This window comes from Zobellia russellii (genome assembly GCF_018728565.1).
In the GTDB taxonomy this organism is placed as follows: domain Bacteria; phylum Bacteroidota; class Bacteroidia; order Flavobacteriales; family Flavobacteriaceae; genus Zobellia; species Zobellia russellii.
Map to the genome: position 1 here is coordinate 108773 of NZ_JACSOI010000007.1, position 19665 is coordinate 128437.

Annotated in this window: 19 protein-coding genes; 14 read left to right on the forward strand and 5 right to left on the reverse strand. The window is 38.2% G+C overall.

The genetic code is table 11. The features are described from left to right. The first annotated feature begins 23 nt into the window (after nt 1-23). Both H9565_RS16220 and H9565_RS16225 read left to right on the forward strand, forming a co-directional pair. A complete protein-coding gene (locus H9565_RS16220; RefSeq protein ID WP_215441202.1) occupies nt 24-884 on the forward strand; it encodes a prephenate dehydrogenase in 861 nt (286 codons plus the stop codon). Beyond that, nucleotides 884-1966, forward strand: coding sequence for a bifunctional 3-deoxy-7-phosphoheptulonate synthase/chorismate mutase type II (locus tag H9565_RS16225; RefSeq protein WP_215441204.1), 1083 nt, complete (start codon nt 884-886; stop codon nt 1964-1966). Before H9565_RS16220 ends, H9565_RS16225 begins: the two co-directional genes overlap by 1 nt. A 60-nt stretch (nt 1967-2026) precedes the next feature. On the opposite strand, the gene H9565_RS16230 is transcribed toward H9565_RS16225, so the two are convergent. Further along, nucleotides 2027-2470, reverse strand: coding sequence for a hypothetical protein (locus H9565_RS16230; protein ID WP_215441336.1), 444 nt, complete (start codon nt 2468-2470; stop codon nt 2027-2029). 175 nt (nt 2471-2645) lie between these two features. On the opposite strand from H9565_RS16230, the gene rsgA reads away from it, so the two are divergent. The 9 genes from rsgA to H9565_RS16275 all read left to right on the forward strand — a co-directional run bounded on the left by rsgA (nt 2646) and on the right by H9565_RS16275 (nt 13295). Further along, on the forward strand, nt 2646-3599 hold the full coding sequence (gene rsgA, locus H9565_RS16235; protein WP_215441206.1) for a ribosome small subunit-dependent GTPase A: 954 nt from the start codon (nt 2646-2648) through the stop codon (nt 3597-3599). Nucleotides 3600-3634: 35 nt separating this feature from the next. Then, entirely contained in the window at nt 3635-4087 is a 453-nt protein-coding gene (gene dtd / locus H9565_RS16240) for a D-aminoacyl-tRNA deacylase (protein ID WP_215441208.1), read from the forward strand. Nucleotides 4088-4166: 79 nt separating this feature from the next. Further along, nucleotides 4167-6077, forward strand: coding sequence for a DUF3857 domain-containing protein (locus H9565_RS16245; RefSeq protein WP_215441211.1), 1911 nt, complete (start codon nt 4167-4169; stop codon nt 6075-6077). 29 nt (nt 6078-6106) lie between these two features. Beyond that, entirely contained in the window at nt 6107-8167 is a 2061-nt protein-coding gene (locus tag H9565_RS16250; protein ID WP_215441212.1) for a DUF3857 domain-containing protein, read from the forward strand. After that, the gene (locus H9565_RS16255; protein ID WP_215441214.1) at nt 8133-8459 is read left to right on the forward strand and encodes a nucleotide pyrophosphohydrolase; all 327 of its coding nucleotides are present in this window, start codon (nt 8133-8135) and stop codon (nt 8457-8459) included. Before H9565_RS16250 ends, H9565_RS16255 begins: the two co-directional genes overlap by 35 nt. A 103-nt stretch (nt 8460-8562) precedes the next feature. After that, nucleotides 8563-9792, forward strand: coding sequence for a 3-phosphoshikimate 1-carboxyvinyltransferase (gene aroA / locus H9565_RS16260; protein WP_215441216.1), 1230 nt, complete (start codon nt 8563-8565; stop codon nt 9790-9792). A 171-nt stretch (nt 9793-9963) separates the two neighbouring features. Continuing rightward, nucleotides 9964-11013 (forward strand): tRNA preQ1(34) S-adenosylmethionine ribosyltransferase-isomerase QueA, encoded by a 1050-nt coding sequence (queA, locus tag H9565_RS16265; protein WP_215441218.1) that lies wholly within the window; start codon nt 9964-9966, stop codon nt 11011-11013. Between the two features lie 85 nt (nt 11014-11098). Next, on the forward strand, nt 11099-12139 hold the full coding sequence (gene rlmN / locus H9565_RS16270) for a 23S rRNA (adenine(2503)-C(2))-methyltransferase RlmN (protein ID WP_215441220.1): 1041 nt from the start codon (nt 11099-11101) through the stop codon (nt 12137-12139). Between the two features lie 178 nt (nt 12140-12317). Next, nucleotides 12318-13295: a polyprenyl synthetase family protein gene (locus tag H9565_RS16275; RefSeq protein WP_215441222.1), complete on the forward strand. Its 978-nt coding sequence runs from the start codon at nt 12318-12320 to the stop codon at nt 13293-13295. Nucleotides 13296-13357: 62 nt separating this feature from the next. Here H9565_RS16275 and H9565_RS16280 read toward each other — a convergent pair whose 3' ends face one another. After that, nucleotides 13358-13966 carry an SIMPL domain-containing protein gene (locus tag H9565_RS16280; protein ID WP_215441224.1) on the reverse strand — a complete coding sequence of 203 codons (609 nt, stop codon included), beginning with the start codon at nt 13964-13966 and terminating at the stop codon, nt 13358-13360. 56 nt (nt 13967-14022) lie between these two features. Continuing rightward, entirely contained in the window at nt 14023-14448 is a 426-nt protein-coding gene (locus H9565_RS16285) for a hypothetical protein (protein ID WP_215441225.1), read from the reverse strand. A gap of 171 nt (nt 14449-14619) precedes the next feature. On the opposite strand from H9565_RS16285, the gene dnaG reads away from it, so the two are divergent. After that, the gene (gene dnaG, locus H9565_RS16290) at nt 14620-16599 is read left to right on the forward strand and encodes a DNA primase (RefSeq protein WP_215441226.1); all 1980 of its coding nucleotides are present in this window, start codon (nt 14620-14622) and stop codon (nt 16597-16599) included. A gap of 86 nt (nt 16600-16685) precedes the next feature. On the opposite strand, the gene H9565_RS16295 is transcribed toward dnaG, so the two are convergent. Both H9565_RS16295 and nadE read right to left on the reverse strand, forming a co-directional pair. Beyond that, complete coding sequence (locus H9565_RS16295) at nt 16686-17315, reverse strand: response regulator (RefSeq protein ID WP_215441227.1); 630 nt, start codon at nt 17313-17315, stop codon at nt 16686-16688. A 169-nt stretch (nt 17316-17484) separates the two neighbouring features. Beyond that, nucleotides 17485-18273, reverse strand: a complete 789-nt coding sequence (nadE, locus tag H9565_RS16300) for an NAD(+) synthase (protein WP_215441228.1) — start codon at nt 18271-18273, stop codon at nt 17485-17487. Nucleotides 18274-18344: 71 nt separating this feature from the next. Between nadE and gldB the strand changes: the two genes are divergently transcribed. Together gldB and gldC are read left to right on the forward strand one after the other, a co-directional pair. After that, nucleotides 18345-19328, forward strand: a complete 984-nt coding sequence (gene gldB / locus H9565_RS16305) for a gliding motility lipoprotein GldB (RefSeq protein ID WP_455436027.1) — start codon at nt 18345-18347, stop codon at nt 19326-19328. Between the two features lies 1 nt (nt 19329). After that, the gene (gene gldC / locus H9565_RS16310) at nt 19330-19665 is read left to right on the forward strand and encodes a gliding motility protein GldC (protein ID WP_215441230.1); all 336 of its coding nucleotides are present in this window, start codon (nt 19330-19332) and stop codon (nt 19663-19665) included.

The window sequence follows — 19665 nt, forward strand, 5'->3', positions numbered from 1 at the left end:
ACGGACAAATTAGAGTTTATAAAATGAATGTTTTTATAGTAGGTGTTGGGTTAATAGGAGGTTCCTTTGCAAAGGATATTAAACGTCTACGTCCAGAATGTAAAATTTACGGAATAGATACCAACGAATCGCATTTGAGCGAGGCCTTAAGTTTGGGCTTCATAGATGTAGCCTCTAGTTATGCAGACTTGGCAATTGCGGATATGGTGATTGTTACTATTCCAGTAGGAGTAATGGTTACGGAGCTTCCAAAGATATTGGATGCAGTTAATGATGATTGTGTGGTTTTTGATGGCGGATCAACCAAAAGTTTAATTTGTAAAACATTGGATGCGCACCCAAAGCGAAGAAACTATTTGGCGGCACATCCCATTGCAGGTACTGAGTTTTCAGGTCCGTCTGCGGCAATAGAAAATTTGTATGCAGGAAAGACTAACATTATCTGTGAAGTTGAAAAAACGGCATTTAAGCTTCAGGAAAAGGCTTTAGAGCTTTTTCAACAAATAGGAATGCGGATCCGGTATATGAATCCAGAGGCGCATGACAAACACATTGCTTACGTGTCGCATTTGTCACATATCAGCGCTTTTATGTTGGGAAAGACGGTAATCGATAAAGAGAAAAATGAACGTGATATTTTTGACATGGCGGGGAGTGGTTTTGAGAGTACCGTAAGGCTGGCAAAGAGTTCTCCGGCCATGTGGACACCCATTTTTGAACAGAACAAAGAGAATGTGGTCGAAACTTTGACCGAATATATACAGAACCTTCAGGAGTTTAAACAACTTCTGGAAAAAGGAGATTACACGGGAATTTTTAACGAAATGAACGACACTAATAAAATAAAGGAAATTTTAAACGGAATACCACTAAACAAGAAGTAATGGAGAATTCAAAAGAAATGAGAACATGGTTGGATGATATGGGTTTAGACCATCCACTAGTAATAGCAGGGCCATGTAGTGCTGAAACCGAAGAACAAGTGTTGCGTATTGCTCACGAGTTAAAAGATACCGATGTAAATTACTACCGCGCGGGTATCTGGAAACCAAGAACACGACCAGGAAACTTTGAAGGTGTTGGCGCACTTGGTTTAAAGTGGTTACAAAAAGTTAAGGCGGAAACAGGATTGAAAACAGCCACAGAGGTAGCCAATCGTGCACACGTAGAATTGGCACTTGAACATGATGTAGATCTATTGTGGATCGGAGCACGTTCAACGGTTAGTCCTTTTATCATGCAAGAATTGGCAGATGCCTTGGAAGGTACGGATAAGATTGTATTGGTTAAAAACCCGGTAAACCCGGATTTGGCCTTGTGGTTAGGTGGTATTGAGCGTTTGCATACCGCTGGAATCAGAAAATTGGGAGCTATCCATAGAGGTTTCTCTACCTATGAAAAAACAAAATATAGAAACATTCCTGAGTGGCAATTGGCTATTGAGTTCCAGAACAAGTTTCCAGATTTGCCATTGATCAGCGATCCATCTCACATTACAGGTAAGCGAGATATGATTTTTGATGTATCTCAAACCGCACTTGATCTAAATTTTGATGGTTTAATGATTGAAACACATTTTGATCCAGACAATGCATGGAGTGATGCTGCACAGCAAGTAACGCCAGCTAAATTGGTACAGATCATGAAAGATTTGAAAATCAGAAAAGAATCGGATAGTGAAGCGGAATACAATGCTAAATTAAGCAACTTAAGAGCGCAGATAGATATTCTTGACAATCAGTTGATAGATACTATGGGCAAGCGTATGAAAGTTTCTGATGGTATTGGAGAACTTAAGAAAGAGAAGAACGTAGCGGTATTACAGTCTAACCGTTGGAACCAAATCTTAGGAGCTATGATCTTAGAGGGTGAAGCTCGTGGTTTAAGCGAAGAATTCGTTCTTAAAATGTTCAAGGCTATTCACCAAGAGTCTATCAATCATCAAGAGAAGATTGTAAACGGATAGTGCAGATTATATTGCATATATAAAAAAACGGCTTGTTGAAAAACAAGCCGTTTTTTGTTTTTAATCTCTTTTGAAAACATATCGTGTAATGAAAATTCCTTGAGAATCGCTATCGCCGGCATCGGCCTCTACACCACTGGTCACGAAAATAAGTTCCCAGCCTTCTTTTAACATATCCGTAAGTTTTGATGAGATAACGGCATCGTTGGCAGCTATATTCTGAAAACGGATACCGGCAATATTATAAAAGTTAAGGAGCTTGGTTTCTTCAAAATTCTTTACTCTAATATTACCTCTTTTAGATTTGTTACGGGTATTGTCTTCTTCGGTCTGCTCAGAAGTAAATTCCTCAAAATCCTTATCCTCTTGCGCATCAATAATTCTCGACCTGCCCAATCCACTAGGAACAATGGATTCAACACTGGTAATTATTTTTATCTCCTGCGCGTTTACGTTAAAAGTTGTGGCAATCAAAACAAGGGCTATTACTGCAATTTTTTTCATCATATAAATTTTAAGTTATGCTAATAAGGACAACCGGAACTCGTAAAAGGTTGCATTAAGGAGAAGTAAATTAGGAATGGGTCAAGTAATTTTTTGCGACAATATCCTTTAAGACAGCCTGTTTTACACGGATAGTATGAAGTAAAGTTGTTTCTTTGTAATGAAATTGATAATAATGAAGGGAACTGTATATAAATCTACCGGAAGTTGGTATACCGTAAAGACACCAGAGGGTGAGTTTTACGAATGCCGTATTAAAGGTAAATTTAGAATTCAGGGTATAAAAAGTACGAACCCTATTGCTGTTGGGGACCAAGTAGCGTTCAAAATAGAAAAGCTAGGGGATGATACCGTAGGTACCATTCACGGTATTGAAGATCGTAAGAACTACATTATTCGGAAATCTGTAAACCTTTCAAAACAAACCCATATTATAGCGGCCAATTTAGATCAGGTTTTCTTATTGGTCACCTTAAACAATCCTACTACCTATACCATTTTTATTGACCGTTTTCTGGCAACAGCAGAAGCCTATGATATTCCCGCTATTTTACTTTTTAATAAGGTAGATAGTTATTCTATTGAAGAATTGGCAGAGATTAAATACCTGGCGGAACTTTATAGGAATGTAGGGTATACGTGTATTGGAATTTCGGCAAAGTCCGGTAAAAATGTGGATAAGGTAAAAGAAATGATGGTGGGTAAGACCAGCATGTTCGCAGGTCATTCCGGTGCAGGCAAGTCAACCTTGGTAAACGCATTGGAGCCAAAGCTGGATTTAAAAACTACGGAAATCTCGGGTCAGCATCTTCAGGGCCAACATACCACTACTTTTGCGGAAATGTTTGATTTGGATTTTGGTGCTCGCATCATAGATACTCCAGGCATCAAGGGCTTTGGGATTGTAGATATGGAAAAAGAGGAAATTGGGGATTACTTTCCTGAATTCTTTGAATTGAAAGGGGAGTGTAAATTCAACAATTGTCTTCATCTAGACGAACCCAAATGTGCCGTAAAAGAGGCGCTAGAGGCAGAAGAGGTAGCATGGAGCCGTTATCGTAGCTATGTGCAAATGGTAACGGGAGAAGAAGAGAATTACAGAGTAGATATCCATGACGTAAAAAAATAGCGTCATTAGGAATATCAAATATTATATTAAGAGCAATGCGAGCTATTATTCAGAGAGTTTCTAGGGCCAGTGTAACGGTAGAGGGAAAAAAAATTTCAGAAATACAGAATGGACTTTTAATCTTGTTGGGCATTGAAGATGCCGATGGACAAGAGGATATTGAATGGCTGTCCCGAAAAATTGTCAACCTTAGAATTTTTAATGATGCCAATGGTGTTATGAACGAATCGCTAAAGGAAGTAAACGGCGATGCTATTGTTGTCAGCCAGTTTACCTTGTATGCCGCTACAAAAAAGGGTAATAGGCCGTCATATATAAAAGCTTCAAAACCGGATGTGGCCATTCCTCTTTATGAGAAGTTCATTGCGCAAATTGAACTGGATCTAGGTAAAAAGGTTGGTACCGGTATTTTTGGTGCCGATATGAAAGTGGATTTGCTAAACGATGGCCCGGTTACTATTGCTATAGATACGAAGAGCAAGGAATAGGTTCTCTTTATCGAATTTTTTCTTCAATTTGTAAGAAAAAGATGTGTTTTGTTCTGAATTCTCACGACAATCACAGGCAATGCGACTTTCTCTTTTGATATTTTTATTTTTTACGAGCATTATTTCTACAGCTCAAGAATTAAATTACAATGCCCTCTTATTAAGAAAAGAACTTACGGAGAACGCAAATGCAGTAGTCCGTTTAGATCAAGTTGAGATTGAGCTTCTTTCGCAGCAAAAGATGACGGTTAAAACTAAGCAGGTAATTACTGTGTTAAATCGTCTTGGAGACCGCCGTGCAAGAACCGGTATGGGGTATGACAGTGATAAAAAAATAAAGGATATTCAGGTTCGTGTCTATGATACTATGGGCAATGAGATAGAAAAAATCAAAAAGAAGGATTTTAAGGATGTTAACGCTGCTGACGGGTTTTCTTTATATAATGATTATCGCCATTTATATTATGATTATACCCCTGTTAATTACCCGTATACCCTTGTTTTTGAAAGTGAATACGAGACACCGGATACGGGCACGATTCCATCATGGTTTTTCTTGAATGGCTTTTTGGTAAGTGTAGAAAAAAGTCGCTATAGCATAACCTATGCAAATGCGAATTTGAAGCCAACTATCATAGAGAAAAACTTAGTAAATATTGATTTTGATATAGAGGAAACAAACAACTCAATTACCTATACTGCAAATAATATTAGAGCTATAAAACGGGAAAGCATGAGTCCCTCTTTTGAGAAAATCTGTCCCAGGTTAATGACCCGGATAAAGAATTTTCATTATAAAGGATTTGATGCTTCTGTAGATAGCTGGAAAGATTTAGGTACTTGGGTAGATGAAAAATTGTTGTCCGGCAGAGATGAATTAAGTCCGCAAACTGTTGCAAAGGCCAAGTCATTGGTGGATGGCGTTCAAGATGATCTGGAAAAGGCGAAAATCATCTATAAATACGTTCAGGACAATACCAGATACATTAGTGTGCAAATAGGAATAGGGGGGCTTCAGCCTATAGCGGCTGTTGAGGTAGACCGCGTAAAGTATGGAGATTGCAAGGGGCTTTCAAACTATACCAAAGCATTGTTAAAAGAAGTAGGGGTTACCTCTTATTATGCAGTGGTCCAAGCTGGAGGTGATAAGGTAGATTTTGAAGATGATTTTGCTGATTTGGCGCAGGGCAATCATGTCATTCTTGCCATACCGTATAATGATAGGTACTATTGGGTAGACTGCACATCCCAGATTCTTCCATTTGGTTATGTTGGCAGTTTTACGGACGATAGAAAAGTAATGATCGTAAAACCAGAAGGTGGTGAAATTGTTACTACAACAGCCTACCTTAATGAGAACAATTATCAATCTATTACATCATCATATGAGCTAAAACCTAATGGCAGCATTGTTGGAGAAACGAATCTCATGACCAAAGGAAGTAGATACAATAGTCATTTTAGGTTAGAGGAAGAAACCGAAGAAGAAATTGTAAAAAAGATTAAAAGCAGATGGAGTTCCATAAACAACCTAACCGTTGCCAACTATAACTTTGATAATAATAAAAAAGAAGTTGTCTTTAATGAAAATGTTTCTTTGAGCGCATCTAACTATGCTTCTTTAAGTGGAAATAGAATTTTGTTTACGGCCAATGCCTTTAATAACCGTAATGTTGTCCCGGACCGTTACCGCAATAGAAAGCTGCCATTTGAAATTCAACGTGGGTACCTAGATGAGGATGATTCCGTCATTACGCTTCCTGAAGGATACATGGTAGAGGCGCTGCCTAGCGCTAAGAAAATCGACAATGAATTTGGCGTATACACTGTAGATTTTGATTATAACGAAGCGGAGAATACCGTGAGCTACAAACGAAGTTTTTTCCTGAAAAAGGGATTTTATCCCAAAGAGAAATATAATGCGTATCGCGACTTTAGAAAAGAAGTTGCCAGCACGGACAATGCACAGATTGTACTTCTAAAGAAATAAACAGCCACTTTTTACATAAAACCAATAACATGATGCAAATTAGAACAACCTTGCTAATGGTTCTTTTGACCATAGTATTTACGGCAAATGCCCAGAGTTATAAATTCGGAAAAGTTTCCGAGGCAGAATTAAGAGAAACCTTTAACCCCAGTGATTCCTCAGCAGCAGCTACGGTTTTATACAGAAGTAAGAATGTTAGGTTCAATTATGCTCAAGGAGCTGGTTTTACTATTATTACCGATGTTTTTGAGCGTATAAAAATATATAATAAAGCGGGATTTGACTATGCTACTATTTCACAAATGTTGTATAAGAGTGATAGTAATGTGGAGTCTATTTCTGGGCTAAAGGCATGTACTTACAGTTTAGTTAACGGTAAGATTGAAAAGAGTAAAATGGAAAAATCTGCTGTATTTACTACTGAATTGAACAAGTATAGGAATGAAGAAAAATTTACTCTTCCGAATATAAAGGAAGGTTCTGTTATAGAATTTCAGTATAAAATCATTTCCCCCTTTTACTATTCTATAGACGAAATAGTATTGCAATATGATATTCCCATAAAAAAACAAGAAATAACCATTGCTACTCCGGAGTATTTCAATTTTAAGACAAGTATGAAAGGGTATTTGACCGTAACACCCAAGTACACGGCAAAATCAGGAAATATAAATTTAACAAGTAAAAATAGAACTACTGGTGGTGGGTTTGATGTGACATCTACAAAATATTCAAATCAAAATATTGATTTTAAGATTAATACTACTGACTACATTATGACCAATGTGCCAGCCTTAAAAGAAGAGCCGTTCGTAAACGATATGGACAATTACAGAAGTTCTGTAGATTATGAATTGCAGTATATTCAGTTTCCACATCAGATGATGGAAAATTATGCAACTACATGGGAAGCTGTAATCAAAAAAATATACGAGAGCGAAGGGTTTGGAGTGCAATTAAAAGCCAACAGGTATTTTAAGGACGACCTTGAAGCTATAAAAAGTAAAGCTTCCTCTCCGATTGAGTTATTGGCCGGTATATTTTTTCACGTTCAAAACCACATGAATTGGAACAATATATACGGTTATCATGTAGACAAAGGTGTAAAAACGGCTTATAAAGAGAGAACGGGCAATGTTGGGGATATCAACCTTATACTTACGGCTATGCTTCAGGAGGCAGGTCTAGATGCTAGTCCAGTGTTAGTAAGTACCAGGAGTCATGGTGTGCCAATGTTTCCAACTAGGGAAGGTTTTAATTATGTAATTGCTTCGGTAGAGATAGATGGTGAAATGGTGTTGCTAGATGCTACTAACAAATACACTAGGCCAAACCTTTTACCAACAAGGACATTAAATTGGTTTGGTAAGAAAATAGAAAAAGACGGGTCTTCGGTTTCCATAAATCTTTTTCCTAAACAACTTTCTGAAGATAATATACAAATGAGCGTTAAGCTCAACGATAATGGAAGCCTTAGTGGAAAATTAAGACAGACCAACCGTTATTACAATGCTTATTTGTTCAGAAATAAATATGCAAATAGTAATGAAGAAGATTATTTGGAAAAGTTGGAGAACCGTAACAGTGGCATGGAGATTTCAAACTATGAAATCAAGAATAAAATGAATATAAACAAACCTGTTCAAGAGAGCTATGAGTTTGTTTTGGACAGGCAGGCAGATGTAATTGGCGATAAAATTTATTTTTCACCTTTGTTTCATCTGGTAGAGGCCGAGAACCCTTTTAAACTGGATGAGAGAAAATATCCCGTAGATTTTACATTTCCTAAGCGAAGTAAATATTTGGTGAGCATTTCTATTCCGGAGAATTATGAAGTTATCTCCAAGCCTGAAGATATGGCCATTGGCCTCATTGATGGTATAGGGACATTTCAGTACAAGATTATGGGTAGCGGGCAGAAATTGCAGCTTGTGGCCGACTTAAAATTGAATCAACCGATAATAGGGGCGGAACACTATTCCTATTTAAAAGAATTCTTCAAAAACTTAGTTGAAAAACAAACAGAAAAAGTAGTTTTATCAAAAATTACTTCCAATGGAACTACAGAAAGCACAGGAAAGGGTAGATAAATGGATTAAGGAGCACGGGGTGCGTTATTTTAATGAGCTTACGAACATGGCACAGCTTACGGAAGAGGTTGGTGAAGTAGCGCGTATTATAGCCCGCAGGTACGGTGAGCAAAGTGAAAAAGAATCAGATAAGAACAAAGACCTGGGAGAAGAACTGGCAGATGTGCTTTTTGTAACCCTTTGTTTGGCCAACCAGACCGGTGTAGATCTACAGACGGCTTTTGACAAAAAACTCGATTTAAAAACAAAACGAGATCATGACCGTCATCACAACAATGAAAAGCTCAAATAGTATTATCTTTGGCAACTTAAATTGTGCTCCATAACAGGTGGGGCTGCGGAATGGTTTAAAAACAAACCTGTTCCGTTTAAGAACCTTATAAAGAGAATTACTTTTGAAACTACATTTATCCGCGCCGTCCAATACCTTATTAAAAAATAGCATCCAGATTACGGGCTCAAAGAGTGAGTCTAATCGGTCATTATTGCTACAAGCTTTATACCCGAACCTTAGTATTGAAAACCTTTCCAATTCAGATGATGCGGAGGTGATGCAAAAAGGGCTTAAAATTGAGAATGGAGTAGTGGATATTCACCATGCCGGTACCGCAATGCGTTTCTTAACGGGATATTTTGCTTCTCAAGAGGGAAAAGAAGTAACGCTTACTGGATCACAGCGTATGACCGAAAGGCCGGTAAAGGTTTTGGTGGAGGCGCTCCAGAGTTTAGGCGCGGAAATAGAATACGTGAAAGATGAGGGATATCCGCCAATTAAAATAAAGGGTAAAAAGCTGGTTGAAAGCAAAGTGAGTCTTCCTGCGAATATCAGTAGTCAATATATTTCTTCTTTATTATTGATTGCTCCTAGCCTTAAAAACGGTTTGGAATTGGAGCTGGTAGGAAAAATAACTTCGGTTCCTTATATAAAAATGACTTTGGCCCTGTTGTCACAGATTGGGGTAGAAAATTCTTTTGAGGGCAATACCATAAAAGTTGCGCCAAAGGCTAGTGTAGAGAATGTAAACTTGGTAGTGGAGTCGGACTGGAGTTCTGCATCCTACTACTACAGTATTGTTGCCCTTTCAGATGTGGGAAGCGAAATTACCTTATCGGCATATAAGAATAATAGCTTGCAGGGAGATAGTGTACTTCAAGAATTGTATACTGAGTTTGGTGTGGAAACCCGTTTTGAAGGAAACAATGTAGTGCTACGTAAGGCTAAAAATCCTGCTGAGAAGAAAGTTCAATTTGATTTGAGTAATGCTCCAGATATAGCACAGACCATTGCCGTTACTTGTTTTGGTCTGAAAATGGAATGTCATCTAACAGGACTACATACCCTTAAAATCAAAGAAACCGATCGTTTGGAAGCATTGCATACGGAGCTTTCTAAATTGGGGGCGAATATAGCGGTTACCGATAAAGAATTAACTCTAGGTTTATCCGAAGCATTCAATACAGAGGTTGCAATTGATACCTATAATGATCACAGAATGGCCATGGCATTTGCTCCTTTAGCACTAAAAGTACCTTTGTACATAAACGATGCTGGTGTAGTTTCTAAATCCTACCCTGATTTTTGGAATGACCTTGAGAAATTGGGTTTTGTGTCTAAGGATGTTTAGTGAGCTGGTAATCAGTAATTTGCGAGTTTGTTTTGCTGTTTGTGCTGTAAATTTCCCTGTTAAAGACAGATGATAAATGGGTAAGAACCAATATAATCTGCGTTTTACTTGACAACCCCTATCTGCACATCGTATATTTGCAACCGCAAAACTTTTAACAAAATTTCATAGATGAAACTATCGCACTTCAATTTTGAATTACCAGATAATCTATTGGCCGAGTATCCTGCTGAAAATAGGGATGAGTCTAAATTAATGGTCATTCACCGTGAAACCGGAAAAATAGAACATAAAATGTTCAAAGACCTTATCAATTATTTTGATGAAGGCGATGTAATGGTTTTGAACAATACCAAAGTTTTTCCTGCCCGTTTATACGGTAACAAAGAAAAAACAGGTGCAAGAATTGAAGTGTTCTTATTACGTGAGCTGAACGAAGAACAACGCCTATGGGATGTTTTGGTTGATCCGGCACGTAAAATACGTATTGGTAACAAATTGTACTTTGGAGAAGATGAAACATTAGTAGCGGAAGTTATTGATAACACTACTTCAAGAGGTAGAACGTTACGTTTTCTTTACGATGGTTCGTATATAGACTTTAGAAGAAAACTTCGTGATTTGGGTCAAACTCCTTTGCCTAAATACATAAAAAGAGATGTAGAGCCGGAAGATGAGGAACGTTACCAGACTATCTATGCCAAGCATGAAGGAGCTGTGGCTGCACCAACCGCAGGTCTTCATTTCTCAAAGCACTTGTTGAAGAGATTGGAAATTAAAGGTGTCGACTTTGCCGAAGTTACCCTTCACGTAGGTTTGGGTACTTTTAACCCGGTTGAGGTTGAGGATTTATCCAAACACAAAATGGATAGTGAAGAGCTGGTAATTGATGAAAGGGCTACTGAGGTAGTGAACAATGCCAAGAAGAACAAAAAACGTATATGCGCTGTTGGTACAACGGTAATGCGTGGCCTTGAAAGTGCCGTTTCTTCCGAGCATACTTTAAATACTTTTGATGGATGGACTAACAAGTTTATCTTCCCTCCATACGATTTCAGTATAGCTAACTGTATGGTAACGAATTTTCACTTGCCAAAATCTACGTTGTTGATGATGGTATCTGCCTTTATTGGGCATGATTTAATGAAAAAAGCATACAAAGAAGCCATTTTAGAGCAGTACAAGTTCTATTCGTATGGTGATGCAATGCTAATAATCTAGTTTTACCCAAAAGGTAAAAACATAAATTTAAAGCCCTTCTTTATATTTTATTGAAAGTATAGAAGGGCTTTTTAGTTTTTAGAACGTGAAGACACAAAAAAAGGACATACGGGCACTTACCAAGGAGCAGTTACGAGACTTCTTTGTTACTAATGGAGATAAGGCTTTTAGAGGTAACCAAGTGTATGAATGGCTATGGCAAAAGGCAGCACATTCTTTTGAGGGAATGACCAATATCTCAAAAGAAACAAGAGATATGCTAGAGGCTAATTTTGTGATCAATCACATTAAGGTAGATCAAATGCAGCGCAGTAGTGATGGCACTATAAAAAATGCCGTTCGCTTGCATGATGATCTAGTGGTAGAATCGGTTCTTATTCCAACTAAAACACGAACTACGGCATGTGTTTCCAGTCAGGTGGGTTGTAGCTTGGATTGTAGGTTCTGTGCTACTTCTCGCTTAAAACGTATGCGTAATCTAAACCCTGATGAAATATATGATCAGGTAGTGGCCATAGATAATGAGAGTAGATTGTATTTTGATAAACCTTTGAGCAATATTGTTTTTATGGGCATGGGCGAGCCGCTTATGAACTATAACAATGTGCTAAAAGCTATTGATAAGATTACATCACCGGAAGGTTTGGGTATGTCTGCCAAGCGCATTACGGTTTCTACATCTGGTGTGCCCAAGATGATACGTAAAATGGCCGATGACGAGGTGAAGTTTAAACTTGCCGTTTCCCTGCATTCAGCAGTAGATGAAATACGTACTTCAATAATGCCTTTTAACGCAACCTTTACTTTGGATGACCTTAGGGAGGCGTTGGAATATTGGTATGCAAAAACAAAGAGCAGAATTACCTATGAGTATGTGGTTTGGCAGGGTATTAACGATACCCAGAAGGATGTAGATGCTTTGGTGAACTTCTGTAAATTTGCGCCTTCTAAAGTTAATCTTATTGAGTATAACCCCATAGATGATGGTGAGTTTCAACAAGCGGCCAATAGCGCAATAGAAATGTATGTGGCAACTTTGGAACGTAATGGCATTGTGGTTACGGTTAGAAGATCTAGGGGCAAGGATATTGATGCGGCATGTGGTCAGTTGGCCAATAAACAGTAGGGCGCACAAGATATTTGCTTTTTTATTGGTCTTATGTGATAGGTGTTTTCTTCCCTGAAATTCTCTAAAAGAATTATCTTTTATACTTTTTGCGAATAGTGGTTGAAGCATACAGGGTACTCGCTTGTTTTTTCCTAAATTTATACGCTAAAGCAAGTAGCGAACAAAACACAGGTTTTTGAAAATAGTATCGCAGATAAAGGAGCCGGTAAATCACGAAATGGAACTTTTCGAGGAAAAGTTTCGTGAGGCGATGTCCTCAAAAGTGGCGTTACTGAATCGTATTACTTACTACATCGTAAATCGTAAGGGAAAACAAATGCGGCCTATGTTCGTATTCCTTACGGCCAAAATGCTAAACAACGGAGAGGTAAACGAACGCACATACCGCGGCGCTTCCGTTATAGAGTTAATTCATACCGCTACATTGGTACATGATGATGTGGTGGATGAAAGCAACAAGCGTAGGGGTTTTTTCTCCATAAATGCCCTATGGAAAAATAAGATTGCAGTGCTAGTCGGTGATTATCTATTGTCTAAGGGACTTTTATTGTCAATTGACAACGAAGATTTTGACCTTCTGAAAATCATATCCGTTGCCGTACGTGAGATGAGCGAAGGCGAATTGCTGCAAATTGAAAAGGCACGTAGACTGGATATTACAGAAGACGTCTATTATAACATCATCAGGCAAAAAACGGCAACTTTAATAGCGGCCTGCTGTAGTTTAGGAGCATGTTCTGTTCAGCCAGAATCCCCAAGTGTGGAGACTTTTAGAAGGTTTGGGGAGCTGTGTGGCATGGCTTTTCAAATTAAAGATGACCTTTTTGATTATGGCGAGGATAAAATAGGAAAGCCTACCGGAATTGACATTAAAGAACAAAAAATGACCTTGCCACTGATTCATACGCTAAATACCTGCTCAAAAGCGGATAAAAAATGGCTTATCAATTCGGTGAAAAACCATAATAAAGACAAAAAGCGCGTAAAAGAGGTAATTGCTTTTGTTCGGAATAATGGAGGCTTGGACTACGCTGTTCAAAAAATGCTTTATTTCAAAGAAGAGGCATTAAAAATACTGGCCACATATCCAGAATCTGCCTATAGGGATTCTCTTGAGTTAATGGTAAACTATGTAGTAGACCGAAAAAAATAATCCTCCGTAAAAGAGCCTTTCTTGACTGCTTTACGAAGGACTGTTTTTAAGAACAAGTTATTTTATAATAACTCAAAGGAAACGGATAAGTAATAGTTTCTTTTCTGCTCAGCATTTCCATAGTACATAGATTCGGTTATTTTTTTTACGTTCGTGTCGTTAATGTAAATGGCTTTTCCAATTTTCCTGCCAATTTTTTTAGCAATGGCAGTGGCTTTAATCTTAGCGTCATCAAAAGCTAGTTTGGCATATTCGGCCATTTGAGCTTCACTAAGTTCGGCTTCTAAGTTGGTGTCCGAACGCGTAACACCAATAGCTTTCACACTAAGGAACTTCTGCATTTCCTCTAAAGATTTAGTTTTAAATTCATACACGGTACCTTCCTTCTCATATCCTAGAAGGGCATAATAAAGAGGAGCTTCTACAAGCCGAGATGTATCTATATTGGCCTTTTTGAGTTTCTCCATATATCCGGTCTTAACTTCATCAAGACTCATGGTCTGGGCATCATAGTATACGTTGTTAAGGCTAACAATCATTTTACTTGAGTATTCAGGCGATATACTGTACTCATGTGAGCCATTTACATTAATGTTGTTTTGAAAAGTGCTCTGTGCGAAAGTCATAACTGTACAAGCTAGTAGTGTAATACCTGTTATTAATTTTTTCATGATATTATTTTTAGATTTTTTCTGTTAAGTGATTAACGATTTTTATAGGTGGAAACTTATACTACCGAGTATAAAAATGAAGCAACGATCATCCAGCTGCCAACAACTATGCCCAGAATACCCAATTTTCCTTGTTTCGGGGCAATTTTGGCACGTAATTCTTCGGCTCGTACACGTGCGGCCTGGCTGTTGGACAAGAGCAATTTGTTTATTAAGCCTGATCCCAACATAAAGCCTAAAGCGGCAGATACCAGATTGCCGGCTAAAAACGTGGCCCACCAAATAGGGGAGGTGCTTAACCACCCTAAATTGAGAACGGCTGTGATAAGGCCCCAAACACCCCAGAAACAGAATATAATTCCAATCCATCCTTGGTAAGGCTCAATTTTTTCTAAAAGTTCTCCCGCATTCGGTTTTTTTGATAGCAATAAAGACGGTACGGCTACAATACTTAACAATACTAATGCAATTCCCCAGATCATAATTTTGTTTTTAGGTTTGTAATAGGGTTAAAAATCTATAGGACAAAGTTGCGGCTATATGAGTTGCGAAGTTTCACTTGTAGTAGTGAAAATACCATCCCTGAAAACAGGGAGGCAATCTTTTCTTTTTATCTTTGTTGGATTCACTTCCAAATTAAATTTTCAATTACATTGATTTCAAAAACCACAATAGATAAAGTTTACGAAACTGCCCGTTTAGAAGAGGTTATAGGAGACTTTGTACAATTGAAAAAATCGGGCTCTAACTTTAAGGGGCTCAGTCCGTTTTCAGATGAGCGAACACCAAGTTTTATGGTGTCTCCGGTAAAACAGATATGGAAAGATTTTAGTAGTGGAAAAGGGGGTAATGTAGTGGCATTTTTAATGGAACACGAACATTTTACCTATCCAGAGGCCATAAAATACCTTGCCAAAAAATACAACATTGAAGTAGAAGAGACAGAGCGTACGGATGAGCAAAAGCAAGAAGCCAATGAGCGCGAAAGCATGTACCTGGTCTCGGAATTTGCGCAAAAGCATTTTTCCCATATGTTGTGGGATACAGAATTAGGTAAAGCCATTGGTCTTAGTTATTTTAAGGAAAGGGGATTTGCCGAGGAGACCATAAAAAAATTCAATCTAGGCTATTGTTTGGATCAATGGGACGGTTTTACAAAAGCCGCATTTGATGAAGGGTATAAATTAAAGTACTTGGAGCAAACGGGGCTTACCATTGTAAAACAGGATGCGCAAAACCCTAACAGCCCAAAAACTTTTGATCGCTTTAAAGGAAGGGTAATGTTCCCTATACATTCCATGAGCGGTAGGGTCTTAGGTTTTGGAGGTAGAATTTTAGGTAATGATAAAAAGGCGGCAAAATATCTAAACTCGCCAGAGAGCGATATTTATCATAAGAGCAAAGTGTTATATGGTATTTATCATGCTAAACAGGCTATTGCCAAAGAGGACAATTGCTATTTGGTTGAAGGCTATACGGATGTTATTCAGTTTTACCAACGTGGTATTCATAATGTTGTATCGTCAAGTGGAACGGCACTTACTCCAGAGCAAATACGTCTAATCAACAGGCTTACAAAAAATATAACAGTACTTTTTGATGGTGATGCAGCGGGCCTTAGGGCTTCTTTACGTGGTATTGATTTAATTTTGGAGCAGGGCATGAACGTAAAGGTCTGCGCGTTTCCTGAAGGAGAAGACCCGGACAGTTTTTCTAAAAACAACGCCCTTGAGGATGTTCAACAGTATTTAGAAGAAAAATCGCAGGATTTTATACAATTTAAAGCGGGACTTTTGGCTCAAGAAGCGGCCAATGACCCTATAAAGCGGGCAGATACGGTCAGGGATATTATTCAGAGTATTTCCAAAATACCGGACGCCATAAAGCGGGAAATTTACATTCAAGAATGTGCTAATATCATGAAGGTTTCCGAGGGCGTACTCTTTAGTACGTTGGCACAAATGGGCAAAAAGGGAGCTTCAGCAGATTCTAAAACTCAAAAACCGGAACAAAAAGCTTTTGATGTAGTCAAGAACGAGGCTCCACAGGAGAAAGTAGATGTGCAGTATTTACTGGAACGCAAAATTATTGAACTGTTGTTGCTGTATGGGAATGAAAAAGAAGAGTTTGAGGATTTAGTGCTAAAAGAAAATGAATCTGGAGACCTGATACTGGAGCCTGAGTCGGTTGAAGCTAAGGTGTATGAAAAGATTTTCTTGGATCTACAGGATGATGAAATTGAATTGGCAAATGAACAATTCCGGCAGATTTACTATAAACTTATTGAGGCCTTGAACCAAGATTCCAATTTTACGATAAGTACTTTTTTAAGCGGACTAGAGCAACAGTTGGTTTCTGAAGTGTCTTCTATTTTAATGGAAGAGGAAAAGTATACATTGCACAGTTGGGAAAGAAAGGATATTTATCCTAAAGAAAAAAAGGTAGGCGTGGCGCAATTGGTAAGTGAAACTATCCTGACCTTACGATGTTTTTTAATAAAAAAACGTATGACAGCCTTGCAAGACCATACCAAGGAAAGTCAACAAGATCACAGGGAAACGCTTGAAGAAATCATGAATTATCTTCAATTGAACAAATTGCTCAATAAAAAGTTGAATAGGGTATTCTCTTAAGAATTAGGTGTGAAAGCTTGAGTTTAGGGTATAAAAAAACCCTAACGAAATCATCAGGGTCTATACACGTTACGAATGTTAACTTCTTAATAAAGTTCCAATGCTTTTGCCTGTTGCAAAAGATCTACCATGTTGTCTACGTTTAACTTTTTCATTAAACGAGCCTTGTAGGTACTCACTGTTTTTTCGTTTAAGTTCAAACCGATGGCTACATCTTTGTTACGCTTACCGCTAGCCAATAATTTAAGTACTTCAACCTCACGGGTAGAAAGTTTTCTAAAGAACCTTCTGGGTTTTTGGGTACCTTCATCAAATGCTAAACGTTGTGCAAGTTCATTTGTAATGAACATGTTGCCTTCGCTTACTTTTTTAACTGCTGTTATGATGTAGTCTATGTCTGAGGCTTTTGAAAGATATCCAAAGGCACCTGCGCGAATAGTACTTAGTGCATAAACGTCTTCAGATTGACCGCTATACATTAATACCTTTACACTCGGGTGTTCTTTTTTGATTTTTCGCAGCGTGGCAATTCCGTTAATTTCCGGAATGTCCATCTCCAGCATTACTACATCAGGATTTGATTTCTCCAACTTATCGAAGAGCTCAGAAGTAGTGGATACCGCACCCACTATTTCAAATCCATTAGCAGATTCAAGAACATTAGTCACACCCATTCTAATAATGGGATGGTTGTCTGCAATTAATACTTTAATCATGTTGATAGTTTTAACCTAGATTATAAACGTTCTTTCGCCCGTCTAAAATACTGACATGCAATGTAAGGTTTAAAAATCTAATTACTTAAACAAAATTGGTGTTTTTTTCATAAAAATAGCCTCTTTTATGAATTTATTCGATTAGATTACCTTATTTACGGATATATCGCTAAAATAGGGCGTCAGGAATTTCGCAAACGGGTATCGGATTCATCTTGTGTTGGTTAGCTGAATTAAATTTCGTGTATATTAAGAATACTTCCTTCTCTCTGCCAGTAAAATCGCTCACTTTTTTTCCTTCATCTTGCATTTTCATAGCCCATTCTAGCTCAGGGTAGCTTGCTCCTATCTGGTCTTCATCGGTTCTGTCGTCTCCCCAAAGTCCATCTGTAGGAGCCGCATTTTGAATATCTGTATTGATATTCAGGTATTTGGCTATTTCGTATACTTGAGTCTTTAAAAGGTCTGCAATGGGGCTCAAATCTACGCCTCCATCACCATATTTGGTGTAAAATCCTACACCAAAGTCCTCTACCTTATTTCCTGTGCCTGCTACCAAATAGCCTTCCAGAGCCGCAAAGTAGTAAAGGGTGGTCATGCGTAATCTGGCTCTTGTATTGGCCAATGACATAAAACGTTCTTCTTCATTATCTACTTTTGGAAGAGAGGATACTAGACTGTCAAATACTGGGGTGAGGTTTACCGGTTGTCTTCTTACCTTGTTAAAATTAGCTTGCAGCCAGTCTATATGGCGTGATGCTCGGGTTACTTGGTTTTCAGCTTGGTGTATGGGCATTTCCAAACACATGAGTTCAAGACCGGTTTTAGCGCAGAGCGTGGAGGTCACTGCAGAGTCTATTCCGCCTGATATTCCAATAACAAAACCTTTCATGTTTGCATTTACCGCATATTCCTTTAACCAGTTTACTATATAATCTACTACCTTTTCTGTCTGCATAGGATGTTCATTATGTCTAGATCGACTAACTTTGTGAGCTTAAAAATAACGTCTTGCGGTTAAATATTGAAATGTATCGGAAATTACTTTGCAAACAAACGTCAGTTTTTGCCATTTTTATGATTTTATTCGCCTTTTTTGGTTGTAATGAGGGGCCAAAGGTCTCTGAAGATGTACAGAAAATAAAAGTTGATTTGCAGGTTAATAGGTTTGATACGCAGTTTGCGGAAACAACACCAGAGGATCTTCCCGTTTTAAAAAAACAATACCCATATCTGTTTCCCGCACAATATCCTGATAGTGTCTGGGTGGCCAAAATGAAAGATACCATACAGATGGAGTTATTGTCCGAAGTGCAAAAGACATTTTCGGATTTTTCAGAAGAAGAACAATCTTTAGAACTCCTCTTTAAGCATATCAAATACTATTTTCCAAAGTTTGAGGCACCTAAAGTAGTGACCGTAACTTCGGATGTGGATTACAGTAACAGAATTATCTTAACGGACACCTTGCTGCTCATTGGTCTAGATAATTATTTGGGGCCAGAACATAGGTTTTACCGGGATATCCAAAGGTATATAAGCGCAGATTTGGATAGGAAGTATTTAGCTGTGGACGTTGCTAGTGCTTTTGCAAAAAAGGTGGTGCCCAAGCCACAGGAACGTAGCTTTCTTGCGCAACTTATCTACTATGGCAAGGAACTGTATTTAAAGGATAGGTTGCTTCCTTTGGCTACGGATGCTCAAAAGATAAATTTCACAGAAGAGCAGTGGACTTGGTCGGAAGCCAATGAGCAACCCATTTGGAGGAATTTTATTGAGAGTGAATATCTATACAGTACAGATAATACCTTGGCGAGACGTTTTTTAGACCCGGCTCCGTTTTCCAAGTTTGGGTTGGAGTTGGATAATGAGTCTCCAGGGCGTATTGGTCGCTATATTGGTTGGCAAATCGTGCGTGCCTTTATGGATAAGAATGAGGTAACGTTACAACAGATGTTGAGCTTACCGGCAGATGAAATATTTAAAAAATCTAATTACAAACCTAAAAAATAACATGGCAAATCTTCATACTTCAGAAATAACATTAAAGGTAGGTTTAGATGAAAACCGCGTACCCGAAGAACTTACGTGGTCCGCTCAAGACGGTGGAATAAACAATGAAAAGGCTAAAGCAATGCTATTGTCCGTTTGGGACAGCAAAAACCAAGAGTCGCTCAAAATAGACCTTTGGACCAAAGATATGCCTGTAGACGAGATGAAAATATTCTTTCACCAGACCTTAGTTTCATTGTCCGATACTTTCATGAAGGCTACCCAAGATGAAAAAATGACGGCTACCATGAAAGATTTCTGTGAATATTTTGCTGAAAAATTAGAGTTGAAAAAATAA

Coding starts and splice junctions, on each gene's coding strand:
- H9565_RS16255 (WP_215441214.1), top strand. CDS start 8,133: ATGGAACTACAGAAAGCACAGGAAAGGGTAGATAAATGGATTAAGGAG.
- H9565_RS16295 (WP_215441227.1), bottom strand. CDS start 17,315: ATGATTAAAGTATTAATTGCAGACAACCATCCCATTATTAGAATGGGT.
- gldC (WP_215441230.1), top strand. CDS start 19,330: ATGGCAAATCTTCATACTTCAGAAATAACATTAAAGGTAGGTTTAGAT.
- nadE (WP_215441228.1), bottom strand. CDS start 18,273: ATGCAGACAGAAAAGGTAGTAGATTATATAGTAAACTGGTTAAAGGAA.
- queA (WP_215441218.1), top strand. CDS start 9,964: ATGAAACTATCGCACTTCAATTTTGAATTACCAGATAATCTATTGGCC.
- H9565_RS16220 (WP_215441202.1), top strand. CDS start 24: ATGAATGTTTTTATAGTAGGTGTTGGGTTAATAGGAGGTTCCTTTGCA.
- H9565_RS16230 (WP_215441336.1), bottom strand. CDS start 2,470: ATGAAAAAAATTGCAGTAATAGCCCTTGTTTTGATTGCCACAACTTTT.
- H9565_RS16285 (WP_215441225.1), bottom strand. CDS start 14,448: ATGATCTGGGGAATTGCATTAGTATTGTTAAGTATTGTAGCCGTACCG.
- H9565_RS16280 (WP_215441224.1), bottom strand. CDS start 13,966: ATGAAAAAATTAATAACAGGTATTACACTACTAGCTTGTACAGTTATG.
- H9565_RS16225 (WP_215441204.1), top strand. CDS start 884: ATGGAGAATTCAAAAGAAATGAGAACATGGTTGGATGATATGGGTTTA.
- gldB (WP_455436027.1), top strand. CDS start 18,345: ATGTATCGGAAATTACTTTGCAAACAAACGTCAGTTTTTGCCATTTTT.
- rsgA (WP_215441206.1), top strand. CDS start 2,646: ATGAAGGGAACTGTATATAAATCTACCGGAAGTTGGTATACCGTAAAG.
- H9565_RS16245 (WP_215441211.1), top strand. CDS start 4,167: ATGCGACTTTCTCTTTTGATATTTTTATTTTTTACGAGCATTATTTCT.
- dtd (WP_215441208.1), top strand. CDS start 3,635: ATGCGAGCTATTATTCAGAGAGTTTCTAGGGCCAGTGTAACGGTAGAG.
- H9565_RS16250 (WP_215441212.1), top strand. CDS start 6,107: ATGATGCAAATTAGAACAACCTTGCTAATGGTTCTTTTGACCATAGTA.